Annotated in this window: 12 protein-coding genes and 1 pseudogene; 1 reads left to right on the forward strand and 12 read right to left on the reverse strand. The window is 38.3% G+C overall.

From position 1 onward, the window contains the following. Nucleotides 1-142: 142 nt before the first annotated feature. From DW159_RS11665 to DW159_RS11695, 7 genes and pseudogenes are all read right to left on the reverse strand, one after another. Nucleotides 143-433: pseudogene (locus DW159_RS11665) on the reverse strand (type I restriction endonuclease); the annotation flags it as partial. Between the two features lie 2 nt (nt 434-435). Continuing rightward, a complete protein-coding gene (locus tag DW159_RS11670; protein ID WP_117550944.1) occupies nt 436-618 on the reverse strand; it encodes a helix-turn-helix domain-containing protein in 183 nt (60 codons plus the stop codon). 42 nt (nt 619-660) lie between these two features. Continuing rightward, nucleotides 661-1,374, reverse strand: coding sequence for a hypothetical protein (locus DW159_RS11675; protein WP_117550946.1), 714 nt, complete (start codon nt 1,372-1,374; stop codon nt 661-663). 506 nt (nt 1,375-1,880) lie between these two features. Then, nucleotides 1,881-2,012 (reverse strand): hypothetical protein, encoded by a 132-nt coding sequence (locus DW159_RS14055; RefSeq protein WP_278320897.1) that lies wholly within the window; start codon nt 2,010-2,012, stop codon nt 1,881-1,883. 92 nt (nt 2,013-2,104) lie between these two features. Continuing rightward, on the reverse strand, nt 2,105-3,550 hold the full coding sequence (locus tag DW159_RS11685; RefSeq protein ID WP_158547608.1) for an MFS transporter: 1,446 nt from the start codon (nt 3,548-3,550) through the stop codon (nt 2,105-2,107). A 19-nt stretch (nt 3,551-3,569) separates the two neighbouring features. Next, entirely contained in the window at nt 3,570-5,987 is a 2,418-nt protein-coding gene (locus DW159_RS11690; protein ID WP_117550952.1) for a glycoside hydrolase family 3 C-terminal domain-containing protein, read from the reverse strand. Nucleotides 5,988-6,066: 79 nt separating this feature from the next. Then, nucleotides 6,067-6,300, reverse strand: coding sequence for a hypothetical protein (locus DW159_RS11695; protein ID WP_117550954.1), 234 nt, complete (start codon nt 6,298-6,300; stop codon nt 6,067-6,069). A 119-nt stretch (nt 6,301-6,419) separates the two neighbouring features. Here DW159_RS11695 and DW159_RS11700 point away from each other — a divergent pair, with 119 nt between their 5' ends. Continuing rightward, nucleotides 6,420-7,178, forward strand: coding sequence for a helix-turn-helix domain-containing protein (locus DW159_RS11700; protein WP_055147517.1), 759 nt, complete (start codon nt 6,420-6,422; stop codon nt 7,176-7,178). A 204-nt stretch (nt 7,179-7,382) separates the two neighbouring features. Here DW159_RS11700 and DW159_RS11705 read toward each other — a convergent pair whose 3' ends face one another. From DW159_RS11705 to DW159_RS11725, 5 genes are all read right to left on the reverse strand, one after another. Beyond that, nucleotides 7,383-8,147, reverse strand: coding sequence for an endo alpha-1,4 polygalactosaminidase (locus DW159_RS11705; RefSeq protein ID WP_242992705.1), 765 nt, complete (start codon nt 8,145-8,147; stop codon nt 7,383-7,385). Between the two features lie 405 nt (nt 8,148-8,552). After that, the gene (locus tag DW159_RS11710; protein WP_117550958.1) at nt 8,553-9,890 is read right to left on the reverse strand and encodes an aspartate kinase; all 1,338 of its coding nucleotides are present in this window, start codon (nt 9,888-9,890) and stop codon (nt 8,553-8,555) included. 316 nt (nt 9,891-10,206) lie between these two features. Next, complete coding sequence (locus tag DW159_RS11715) at nt 10,207-10,548, reverse strand: hypothetical protein (RefSeq protein WP_022216291.1); 342 nt, start codon at nt 10,546-10,548, stop codon at nt 10,207-10,209. A 117-nt stretch (nt 10,549-10,665) separates the two neighbouring features. Then, on the reverse strand, nt 10,666-11,655 hold the full coding sequence (locus DW159_RS11720; RefSeq protein WP_242992707.1) for a sensor histidine kinase: 990 nt from the start codon (nt 11,653-11,655) through the stop codon (nt 10,666-10,668). A gap of 278 nt (nt 11,656-11,933) precedes the next feature. Next, nucleotides 11,934-12,668: a LytR/AlgR family response regulator transcription factor gene (locus tag DW159_RS11725; RefSeq protein ID WP_117550961.1), complete on the reverse strand. Its 735-nt coding sequence runs from the start codon at nt 12,666-12,668 to the stop codon at nt 11,934-11,936. Nucleotides 12,669-12,723 lie beyond the last annotated feature (55 nt).

Below are 12,723 nucleotides of genomic sequence, written 5' to 3' on the forward strand. Positions count from 1 at the left end.
AGAAACGTAGTCAAAATAAAGTGTGTTACTACTCTGATTTTGGTGGGTGCATTTGAAACCATTGAGCCATTTTAGGGGGTTCATTTTTGCACCTAGGGGGGCAAATCTAACGAAAGGGTGTGCAGGACACACCCTTGTTGGATAAGTCCATCATCTGAGCATAAGTCATTGCCTGTTGCAAGCCGTGAGAAACCGAATGATTGTTGTCCTTTGCCTCTACAACAGCAATCGGCTTACCATCATTCAAATAAAGCATATAATCGGCAAATTTAGGCTTACTACGTGCCACAATGTTGCCTTTAATATTGATACGACCATCTGTTATCTTGGTCTCCATTGTGATATGACCTTGCCAGTTTGGTTGAATCGCTGGTGTTATAAAGTTTAACTTAATGTCTTCTTCTGACATTTGCTTTTTACTTAATACTGCCATATCTATTTACCCCCTTTACAGGTACTTTTTCTCGGATCCGTTGGTTTCTTGGCATCTTCTGGAACAAGCCACATATTTCCCTTATGTACAGCACCTTCTATACGCCCCTCTATACATAAGGTTGTTACTCTTCTTCTCGAAACATTCCATTTTTCTGCAATTTCTGAAGTTGATAATAATTCCATATAATACCTCCAATATTACAAATATCTTAAGTTAATCTACCTTTAATTAAAAAATGATGAAACAATAGCAGAAACTATTCCTGCTACAATGATGCACCAGAATATATTACTTTTAGTTTTCGACTTCTTTTCAACACTTTTTATATTTTCACCTAAGTAAAAAACGATAGCAGGAAAATATTGCTTTATTATCCATGACAGTGCCGCACTAATCAACAGCATAATCACTACTCCAACTGTGACGGCAGCTACTATAGTTGAATTAGACATCGTTCCATCATCTGTTTTATGTGTAATTAATACGTTCAAGTTCGAAATAAAACTTAAACCCCACAACAAAATACAGATGTGCATTAAAGTGAATTTAGATGCTGCCGTGTACATAAATGATTGTTTATGCTTATCACAAAGGTCATTTACTTTTCTTTTTATTTCCTCTGATTTGTCATTATTTTCAACTTCAAAACCCATTTCTAACGTAGATTTATATCCATTAATGAATGCCATTGATGGTTCAATCCTAATATAGTTTCCTATTCCAAATCCAATTCTCATTGTCTTTATAGCACGGTTAGAAAAATTGTCATATGATATTAATTCTGAAACAGATTCAAACTCAACCTCATCACCATTTATAAGTTGTGCAGAATATTTAGGTTTTTCAAAATATTCTCTTAATAATTCATCTATGTCCTTAAAAAATACATCATTCACAATAATTGCAGATTTATATGATAATTTTCCACTTACTTTCATATACCAACACCTCTTTTCATTTGCATGAATATCTCATTTTTATTATATTCCCACGGAGGAATAGTTTCAACAAAAAGATACCTTTTAACGATTACTTCAATCTTTTAACGATTGCCCTAACAATTTAACGATATATCACAACATTTTAACGATTACTCCTAACAATTTAACGATTTCACCAATGCCTAGAAATGCACTGATTTGCCATGTTTTGCTACCTATCTTGTATCTATATCAGAGAACCTTTTAACGATAAGAAGCTCCGGCAAAATGCCAGAGCTCATAACTATTTAACGAAACATACTACAGATATACTATTTGCATTCCGTCATTCGTAGTAAAACAGTAGTCACGTGTTATTGGAAAAAGCAAGATATGCCGCGTTTTGCCGCGATGTGCAACGTATTATTCAAATGTCACAGGACATTGCCGTGGCAAACAAATAAAATCTTGATTTTTCTCATATTTCCAGTATTTTCGGGCTTTTCAAGCCTTTTTACCTTTCTTCATTTTTCACTTATTCTGGCTGTCTGTATATCCACTTTTGCGAGGAACGCATTGAACCGCTTTAATTCTTCATCTGAGTAGACTTTAAATTCTGGCTTGATATCCGGTGGAATGTCCCTGTTCAATATCAAATCTTTCGCCTGTGGATATTGATATATATCTGTTTCTAGTATTAAAAACTGCTCGTTTTTTCGATAACGACTCCTTCAACAAATTTATTGAATTATTTTTTATTTTTGCTTTTTATTTCCGCTACCAGTTCTTCATACTTACGTTCGTCAATGATATATTTCCGTTTAATCAATATATAAGCAGCTCCTATAGAAATTACCGGAACAGCTACAATTCCAAGACGCAATATAAATCTTTGTCCGGCATCTGCTGTCTGGATAAATTTATCTGCCTGTACAATTACATTTTCCGAAGTAAGTTCTCCTGTACCAGCTTTTATTTCTAATCCGGATATTTTCTGACTGATTGCATAGATATTGCTTATAATCAGTATTAACGCAACAACCGCCTGATCAACCGCACTGGCCAGCTTTGTTGCAAAAGATCTTACTGCTGAGATAATACTGTCATGTCGTTCATGAAACCGGACTTCATCATACTCTATGGTATTATTTAACATGACAATCATCGTCATATTGAATGCTCCTTGCGAAAAGAAGATTAGAAAACCGATGATATTCAGTAAAACAACACTTTTTGGTAAAATGTAGCCTACACTCATAAAAAGCGTATACCCAATGACCGTAATGAAGGTAGCTGCAGTTATAATCTGATTTCGTGTGAATTTTGAGGAAAGCCACGCAAAAGATGCCTCTGATATCAGCGTTCCTAATCCATACATAATTGTGAACCAAAATACAAGACTGCCACCTACAGAATATCCAAATTCAAAATAAAAGAAATTCATTCCAATCATAATCAGAAGACCATTTCCGATTTGGAATAATAAACATGCAATTCCAATCACTATCAACTGATCATTTCTCAGGAATATATGAAACATATCTTTTAATGACAGTGTTCTCTTCTTTTCCGGTCGTTTTCTCTCTTTTACTCCAAACACTGTAAGTAGCTGGAAACCAATAAAACAAAAAGCAATCACAATCGCAGCCGTCCGATATGCCATAATCGCATTTCCAGCTACCATATCAGGGAGCAGACCTGCAACAGAAAACTGTCCGATACAGATAAAAATTCCCTGTACGGTTACCAGCCAGTTCCGTTCTCCCGGATCTGATGTAAGACTCGGCAGCATTCCCCAATAGGCAATATCATTCATTGTGTAAGTCATTCCCCATAAAAGATATCCCACTCCAAAAAATGCAACAAATCCCCATCCTTCCGGCCTTACTGTAAACAAGCAGGTAATTATCAGGCTGTTTAAAATTACTCCTATAAAAATCCAAGGTTTAAATTTTCCGGCTTTCAAATGCGAATTTTCAATAATAATTCCCATCATTGGATCATTAATGGCATCCCACAGCAGACACACTACCATAATTGCTGATATTACTGCATATTGGGCAACTGTCAGTTTCATCGTATATTGAATATATGTAAGAAGAAACATAGAGACGAGTGCATACGCCATATCTCTTCCGGTTGCTCCTATACAATAGCTCCATTTTGTGCGTTTATCCAATTTATTGTTTTCCATATACGACTCCCCCATCTCTCTATTTCTTCAGCAGTCTTTTAAAAGCCTGCAAATATTTTTTATTTGCATTGTAAACTAACATATCGATTAACTTCGGAGTTGCAATTCCACCACTGGTTGCAATCAGTCCCTCCAGATTTCCTTCTTCGACTCCCATTTTTACCATTTTAAAGGCCGGGTCCCGCTCTGATTTTCCCCGAAGTATAATCTTAAGTCCGATATGTACGACTCCACGAACAAATTTTCCAAACATTGAGACATTTACCACATCCTGATAGGAATCGTAAACCGTATACTCTCCACGCTTTTTTTCTTTGTCATGTTTCGGTTCACCGCCTAATAGCTGATAAAATTGTTCTGCACTGATTTCCATTCCATGTGGCTGCTCTCTAAAATAATCCGGAAACAGTTCTCTTTCATTTCTAAAATAACTATTTCCTACTACTTCCATATTCGCCTTTAATTGCAAATCATGTACCGATGCTCCGATACAGATCTGATATTTGCCGCTTAACATGGAAAAGGCTTTTTTCTCTACATCATAGACGGAAAAACTTCTTTCATCCAGCTCTAGTATAACTTCTTTTTCTTCTCCCGGATGCAGATATATTTTTTGAAATCCCTTTAGTTCTATATGGCTTCTGATAACATCTGATTCAATCGGGCAGATATATAACTGTGCTATTTCTGCTCCACTCACTTTTCCGATATTTTTAATTTTAAAACGAATTTGTATCTTTCCACCACTATATACTTTCGGTACATTCAATTCCGAATAGGAAAAAGAAGTATAGGAAAGTCCATAACCAAACGGATATTTTACCGGAACATGGAATGTCTCATAGTAACGATAACCTACAAAAATGCTTTCCCTGTATTCTACATCATCATTCGGAGGTGCAAAATATCTCCATGCCGGAGTATCTTTTTCTGAAAACGGAATTGTCTCTGCCAATTTACCGGATGGATTCACCTCTCCACTGATTAAGTCAGCAACAGATTCCCCTACAGCCTGTCCTCCGAGGTACATGTAAAGAATTGCTCCTACATTCTTTTCAAAACTAAAATCCATAGGCGCACCACCGAAACTAATTGCTGCAATATGATCTTTTCCGACAGTTTTTGCAATTTCAGCCAACAGCTCTTCCTGATTTTGAGGGATTTTAAGATTTTTCCTGTCGTATCCTTCTCCTTCGTAAGATTCTGTAAGACCGATAAAATATAGAATCACACAATCCTTTTTTCTATATTCCTGTTTCAGTTTTTCTATCGTATCCTGTAGTTGCTTTTCTCCTAATTCTTCCTTTTCATTCTGATATCCCTGTATATAAGTTACCTGATATCCTTTTTCACGTATTGCTTCAATCGCATTTGTCATCTTCGTCGGCTGGATATGACTGCTCCCACCTCCCTGAAATCGCATCTGCCTGGCAAGCTCTCCAATAATGATTACCTTCTTCTCTTTTCCAATTGGCAAAACACTATTATTTTTCAAAAGCACTGCACTTTCATTTTCTAGTTTACGTGCCACCTGATTCTGTTCTTCCATATCTACCTCATAATTTTCTTCTATATTTTTATGAAGTGATACAAAATTCTGCAGAACATTCTTAGTCCAGTTATCCAGTTCCTGACCCGTAATCCGGCCATCCTTATACGCTTCTTTTAACACATCTGTGTGGAAGCCTTTCGGATCTGGCATTTCCAGTGTCAGACCATTTTTCATACAGCTTACAATATCATTTGCTGCTCCCCAATCCGACACCACACCACCTTGATATTTCCATTCTTTTCTCAGAACATCTGTCAGTAAGTATTTATTTCTTGCTCCAAATTCGCCATTAATCCTGTTGTATGAAGCCATTACAGAAGTCGGTTTTGCTTTTTTCACAACTTCTTCAAAAGCCGACAGATATATTTCCCTAAGAGTTCTTTCATCAATCTGGCTATTGGATGTCATTCGTCTTGTTTCCTGTGAATTAACAGCATAATGCTTTAAGCTCGTACCTATTCCAAGACTCTGTACACCTTCGATATATCCCGTTGCCAGCTTTCCTGTCAAATACGGATCTTCACTGAAATATTCAAAATTTCTTCCGCATAAAGGAGAACGCTTGATATTGATTCCGCAGCCTAGCACAATGGATATCTGCTCTTTTTTTGCTTCCTTCGCAATCGCTTCACCCATCTTTTTAACAATAGCAGGATTCCAACTGCAGGCTATTGCACTTGCAGTTGGAAAACAAGTTGCTGGCTTACTGGTTTCAATATCCCCAACCTTTTCCTTCTCCAGTTTTCGAATCCCATGTGGTCCGTCTGTCATCATAATAGAGGGGATTTTTCCATTACAGTCATAAGTATGCCAGTCACCAATACCGCCTAAAAGCCGGATTTTTTCATCTATTGTTAACTGTTCACATATTTTATCAATGTTCATGGCTTATCCCCCCTTTCAAAGTCCATATCTACTGCCAATATTCTGTCGAAGTTGTTATCCATTGTGATTCATCTCTGCTCTACTTTAAATCGTCGGCTGTATCTGCCTGCGCTTCATATCCAGCTTTATTTCCAAGCAAGTATTTCCCATTACTGATAGACTTGATTTTAAAATAATGGTTGGCCAGTGAATAAATACTTTGTTCCGAAGAACTTTCTGTTGCTGCATAACAATTACTTGGATATACAAAACCACCAACAGAAGTTCCAACTAACAACATTGCCAGTAAAAAAATTACTTCTTTTCGTTTCATAGCATCTATCTCATCTCTTTTAATCTCTTAATTGCATTTTATCTATTTCCGGCATATAATTATATTGATTTATCGTGTTTTATGTCAATTTATCGTGTTTTTGACAGGAGAAATTACCTATGTATAAAATGAAGTCAGACATCAATTTTTCACTCACACATGAAATGTTGGAAAATGCAGAAAATGAACGGATACATACATCTTATGCACAGGAAAAGGCAATTCTCGAATGTGTTTCAAACGGAGATATTCATGCATTGGAGAATACCTATTATTCACTCCCAACAACTGTTTACGGAAAGATGACCTCTTCCAATTCCAAATTAAAATTACTTTTTTATGCAAGTATTGCTAATACAACTTTAGTTACCAGATATGCCATCGAAGGAGGACTTAATGAGGAAACTGCTTTTTCCTTAAGTGATGTATATATACGAAAAATGGAACAATGTACCGATGTTGACGCTTTAATGAAATTAAATGAACAGATGGCTATTGAATTTACGCTTCGTGTTGCTGAGGCAAAAAAGACGCCAAAAAACTACTATTCACCAGCTATTTCTCGCGTCATTGATTATATCTATCATGGAAAAAATAAAACTTTAACCTTAAATCAACTGGCATCTTTAGTTAATTTAACACCTAAATATCTGTCTGCCCTGTTCCATAAAGAAACCGGACAGACGCTTACTGTTTTTATCCATAAAGTTCTTATCGAAAAGGCAAAGAATTTGCTGGCACATTCTGACTACAGTCTGGGCGAAATCAGTACTTACTTGAATTTTTCATCTCAAAGTTATTTTATTTCTATTTTTAAGCGATACACTGGTATAACCCCTGGACAATATCGTAAACTGCACCGCCAGATTAGTTGGTAAAGTAAAGAATAAAATAAGAATATCGATGATTAAACGTTACTATCGCCAGAACTTTTCTCATCTTGGAGATAAAAGAAAGCTACCAGTTTTTCCATAAGTCCACAGGGGATAACCGCTTTAGCGGCGCAAGGGGGTGTAGCCACCTTGACAGAACGAAGTGACGAAACTTAATTTGCTCATCTTTTTCGTATTTCTCAACACTCATTATCTAAGTTCAAGGGAACTGGAAATATAAAAATGGAAATCTTGCTCCTTGCAGTATTCTTTTATTTTTTGAATCAGTTTTTGATTAGTTGTATATTCCAATAGATACACTTCCACCCCATCCGCCTTGCACGTTTCCAAATATTTGCAGAAATAATCTCTCGTCTCGCTCGTTTGTTCACCAAAAGTTCCGCTATCAAAATCAATACTGCTCCATACTGATTCCTGATTTACACCTGTCATAATCTGATCAATCGCCCCATAGCGTTCCCTATATTCCGCCACATAAGTATCTCCACCGTTGATGATGACCGCTTTTCCAAACGTCATTATGTTTTGTAGAATCGCTGTAATGCCTTCAAAAATACTCTCGTGCGGATTGTAATAATATACATCACAATTATCTATAAAGAATCCGTCAACACCTTTTTCATATAGTTCCTGAGAAAGCTGTCCTATAAATTTCTGCCAGTCTGGGTTTGCTACATCTACCCATTCTTCTTCCTCCCAGTGCTCATACTCACCGATTGCCAGTTCCGCATAGGTTGTATAGTACTCCCTGAAGTTTTCAATCGACCCAATATTTAGATATGTATATACTACTGTTCCATTTTGATGGAGCAATTCAATATCCCTTTTTGTAAAATACTGTGCATCAATTACAATCGTTTCATACATTTTAAATCGTTCCAAAGATGAGTCGTCCGCATTTAAAAACACCCCATAATCGTTTTTCTCAAATTCCTTTGCTTGATTGGCTTTCACAAAAAAACATCCACCAATAAACATTAGAACAAATAATACAGCCAAGGCTACTGCTTGTTTGGTCCTCTTCCCACACAATGCCTCCCACACCCTTTCGGTAATTCTCGTTTTTTCCTCATGACTATCACATTTTACACATTGATGATTATGTTTTCCCAGATTTGTTGCTCAATTTGCATTCAAATTATACCCTAAAACTTGTGAACAGTTCTACCGTCATTTCTCTCATTGCTGCTTTTTGTGGGCTGTTTTTTCTTATTGCCATAAAAATAACCTCCAAACTGAGTAATTTTATCTTACATCAGTTTGGAGGTTTTCCGCCATATTCTGCCCTGTGCTGCCCCATTCTGCAAAGGTATGCATTATCAATACGTGCCCACCCCTACGATGCTTAGCAATCTGTTATTACTTGTCTGTTATAAATGTGTTATATATTGCCTTTATGGCTGTCTCAAAATCACTGTTCTTTACTCCGATTATGATATTCAGCTCTGATGAACCCTGGTCTATCATCTTTATGTTAATGCCTTCCTTTGCAAGTGCGCTGAACAACTTGCCTGCTGTACCACTTGCTGACTTCATTCCACGGCCTACAACAGCTATAAGTGCAAGTCCTGACTCAATCTCAACTGAATCCGGCTCTGCAAGTCTATGGATGGCAGATATAACTCTCTGCTCCTTGTGTACGAATTCATCTGCATGAACTACGATAGTCATCGTGTCAATACCTGATGGCATATGCTCAAATGAGATATCATTCTCCTCAAATGCCTGAAGCACCTTTCTTCCAAATCCTATCTCTGAATTCATCATAGCCTTCGTAATAAATATTGTGCAGAAATCCTTCTTACCTGCAATACCTGTTACAACATAATCCTGCTTCTGGCAGGTACTCTCAACTATCCAGGTTCCTGCGTCCTCAGGCGCATTTGTGTTGCGGATATTGATTGGGATACCACAGTGGCGTACAGGGAATATCGCATCCTCATGGAGAACTGATGCACCCATGTATGAAAGCTCACGAAGCTCTCTGTAAGTAATATATTTGATCGGCTTTGGATCTGGAACAATACGTGGGTCAGCTACAAGGAAGCCTGAGACATCTGTCCAGTTCTCATATACATCGGCTCTGCTTGCCTGTGCGACTATCGAGCCCGTTACATCTGAACCGCCTCTGGAAAATGTCTTTACCTTGCCATCCTTGCCAAGTCCATAGAATCCTGGAACAACCGCATGCTGTGTCTTGGCAAGTCTCTCACCAAGTACCTTCTCCGTCTTATAGCTATTGAGATTGCCCTCTGCATTGAAAAAGATAACCTCTGCAGCATCTATAAACTCAAAGCCAAGATATGCAGCCATAATCTTACCATTGAGGAACTCTCCTCTTGATGCCACATAGTCCAGTGTGCACATTGGGTCCGGATTGGTAAGATCCTCCAACTGCTTTGTAATCTCCTCAAAATCCTTATCAAGTGAAAAATCCTTAATCTCAAGGCCTGTGATGATCTCATCATATCTGGCCTTGATCGCCTTCACTTCCTCTGTGAAATCATTCCCTGCCTTCGCAGTTTCATACACATGAAGGAGCATATCTGTTACCTTTGTATCATCTGAAAATCTCTTTCCAGGTGCAGAAGGAACAACGTATACACGGCTCTCATCTGATGTGATGATTGCTCCAACCTTTTTAAACTGCTCTGCACTTGCCAATGAACTTCCGCCAAATTTTACTACCTTTTTCATAATTCCACTATTTCCTTTGCCATATTCTTATTTGAATGTCTTTCTTCTTAAGATTCGCTGGCGAATCTTGCCGCAAGCTGCCAGTCAGCTCTGCTGACATATATCATATCAGCGGCTCAGCAATTCTCACGGAGTGTATATCTCCGTCGAAAATAGAGTCCCAGACTGAGATATAAAACATAAAAATACACATGCATTTTATACGTCTTTTTGCAATATAGCAAGAGAATTTTAATTTTTGCTATTAAAAAAGGACAGGCACTCCAATGCGCCCGCCCCTCTGGTAAGCAGTCTTCACCATATGATCAATAATAAACTATTTTGAAATTTCTTCCTTAACCTGAGCAACCCACTCATCAACCGTACCATACCAGTCTATCATTTCCTGAAGCTTTTCTTCCTCAACATCATCATCGCTCTCTAAGATCTGTTTATGCTCATTGAGCACACCGGCCATGTCGACCATCGTATCAACCAAATCCTGATCATAAGCCTGTGGATTTTCGTTGATAATGTTTGCAACCTCATTAAAAGATGTACTTGTCTTATTGAACGCATCAATCGCAGGCTGCTTATCTGCACCGCCGCACGCCACCAGCGACATTCCCATCATCATGGTCATTATGAGAACCATCAGTTTTTTCATTGTCTTTTTCATAATAATTTCCTCCTCTTTATTGCAATCACATAATCTGAGTATATTTTATTATGTATTTGCAATCAGTGAGGTCTAAATGCACGAATCGTACCAAAAATGTATCGAATCGACACTCTTTTACAATGACAGTCTGAGCGTAAACTTGCCATCCTTTTCCGCAAAGCTGAAAACCCCGCCGTAACGCTGCACGATCGCACATATGCTCTGAACGCCTATACCATGTCCTTCCATATCAGACACAGGTATTCCATTTTGAAACTTTATGGGAGCTTTACAGTCATTTACCACCTGTAAAAAAAGGTGTTTATTTCTTTCATAAAAATTCACATCAATCTCGCATGATCTTCCCTCTGCAGCCAAAGGCACACATGCATGCAAGGCATTTTCCAAGGCATTAGATAAGAGCACACACAGATCACTTTCCGACACCGTAAGATCTGCGGGAATTGCACATTGTATCTTTATTTCAATTTCTTTCTTCCTGGCTCTACCCGCAAATGAAGATAGGATCAGATTCACTGCCTCATTTTCACAGTATATTTGGACCTTCTGCGCCTCAATCTCCTTACATATTCCCGATATATAAGCCTGCGCCTGTTCAACTTCACCATTTTCTATACATGTAGACACATACTGCAGGTGATGACGCATATCATGGCGATACTGTCTGGTCAATGTCTGCGACTCACGCAGACTGCTGATTTCCCTCACCGCCTGACTTAACTGCAGATCCAGATTATTCCGGATCAGCTTCATCTCATTCTGCATCTGTTCCTTTTTGGAGTTATATAAGAGAAAGGCCAGATATGCAACACAGCATACAAAAGGCATAAATTCCGCTACAACGTAACTACCACTCAAAAGAAGGTTCGTATACACTATTGTAAAATAGTCAAATACATAATATAGCGCCGGTATGATTCCAAACTGCCATTGCTCCCTGAGACTTTTATCTGACAATCCTCTGACTGCAGGTGACACAAAATGAAGCAGAAGCAGCAATGCAGGGATTGTAACCACAAGTTCTGTAATATCCTGCATCATCTGCCTTCCCGAAAATGCAGCAACTGTGGCAAGTGCAACCCATCTTCTAAGTTCGCAACACAAGTATGCCGCCTGTACAGAAAAAACAGACCACAGCAATTTTCCTGTCAACATCCAGAGAACAATGACCAATGGAAGATGCACCGCCAACGGATAAATATGTCTTACAAAATCAGCGCCCTTGCTGAAATATAATATGCTCTGTATCAGCGGGAGTAAAACCATGCATCCTATGAAAATGAGTTTTCTTTTCCTAGTGGACAGCGCATTACAAAAAGACGCTGATAATATTCCCCCAAAAAAGCTCACAGCCATATTGTTAAGGAGCGAAATATATAGGCTCATATCATTACCTGCCTGTTCTGGAACGCATATTCAAGGAATGCATCCTTTACTTCATTGTATTTTCCCCGTGGAACCGGTATTTCTGCAAGACTAGACATGGTAATCCCCCTAAATGTTATGTTTTGCACATATTCCAGATTTACCAGATAAGAACGGTGAGGTCTGTGAAAAAAAGGATACGTGGAAAGCTGCTTTACAAGCTCATCCATGCTGCCGGCGCTTTCCAGTACTTTTCCTGTATTCAGGTGAAATATAAGGGTGCGGTGAATGACTTCGCAATATTCCAGGGCTTTTATATCTATACGGGTGATTCCACTCTTACATCGCAGAATGAGGCTGGTCTCCGCCTCCTTTTTACAGGCTGCAAGCACAGAATCAAGCAAACGGAAAAAGCTCTCTGCCCAGATGGGCTTTAATTGATAATAGTATGCACCTATCACGTAAGACTGCACCGCAAACTCAGAGGACGATGTGACAAATATGATCTTGACATTTTTATCGTATTTTCGTATCTCCGTTGCCGCTTCAATTCCATTCTCTCCCGGCATCAAGACATCCATAAACAGGATATCATATCTGTTTCCCTTCTCTATTTCCGCCACCAGGTCAAAAGGATGATTGAAAATATTGTATTCTATTTTGCAGTCTCTCTCCGCGCAATACTGTTCCATGAGCCTTTGCATCTCATCAAGCACAGAAACATCATCATCACAAAACGCAATTTTTGCCATAACCCCCTATATGCCTCCTTGGTGCCAAATATTTTCTCCAGCACTTATTATCGCA

The organism is Coprococcus sp. AM14-16, from assembly GCF_003434675.1.
Classification (GTDB): Bacteria; Bacillota; Clostridia; order Lachnospirales; family Lachnospiraceae; genus Coprococcus; species Coprococcus aceti.

What these genes read in the sequence shown, in the direction of transcription:
- DW159_RS11670 (WP_117550944.1), bottom strand. Translation starts at nt 618, where the DNA reads ATGGAATTATTATCAACTTCAGAAATTGCAGAAAAATGGAATGTTTCG.
- DW159_RS11675 (WP_117550946.1), bottom strand. Translation starts at nt 1,374, where the DNA reads ATGAAAGTAAGTGGAAAATTATCATATAAATCTGCAATTATTGTGAAT.
- DW159_RS11685 (WP_158547608.1), bottom strand. Translation starts at nt 3,550, where the DNA reads ATGGAAAACAATAAATTGGATAAACGCACAAAATGGAGCTATTGTATA.
- DW159_RS11690 (WP_117550952.1), bottom strand. Translation starts at nt 5,987, where the DNA reads ATGAACATTGATAAAATATGTGAACAGTTAACAATAGATGAAAAAATC.
- DW159_RS11695 (WP_117550954.1), bottom strand. Translation starts at nt 6,300, where the DNA reads ATGAAACGAAAAGAAGTAATTTTTTTACTGGCAATGTTGTTAGTTGGA.
- DW159_RS11700 (WP_055147517.1), top strand. Translation starts at nt 6,420, where the DNA reads ATGTATAAAATGAAGTCAGACATCAATTTTTCACTCACACATGAAATG.
- DW159_RS11710 (WP_117550958.1), bottom strand. Translation starts at nt 9,890, where the DNA reads ATGAAAAAGGTAGTAAAATTTGGCGGAAGTTCATTGGCAAGTGCAGAG.
- DW159_RS11715 (WP_022216291.1), bottom strand. Translation starts at nt 10,548, where the DNA reads ATGAAAAAGACAATGAAAAAACTGATGGTTCTCATAATGACCATGATG.
- DW159_RS11725 (WP_117550961.1), bottom strand. Translation starts at nt 12,668, where the DNA reads ATGGCAAAAATTGCGTTTTGTGATGATGATGTTTCTGTGCTTGATGAG.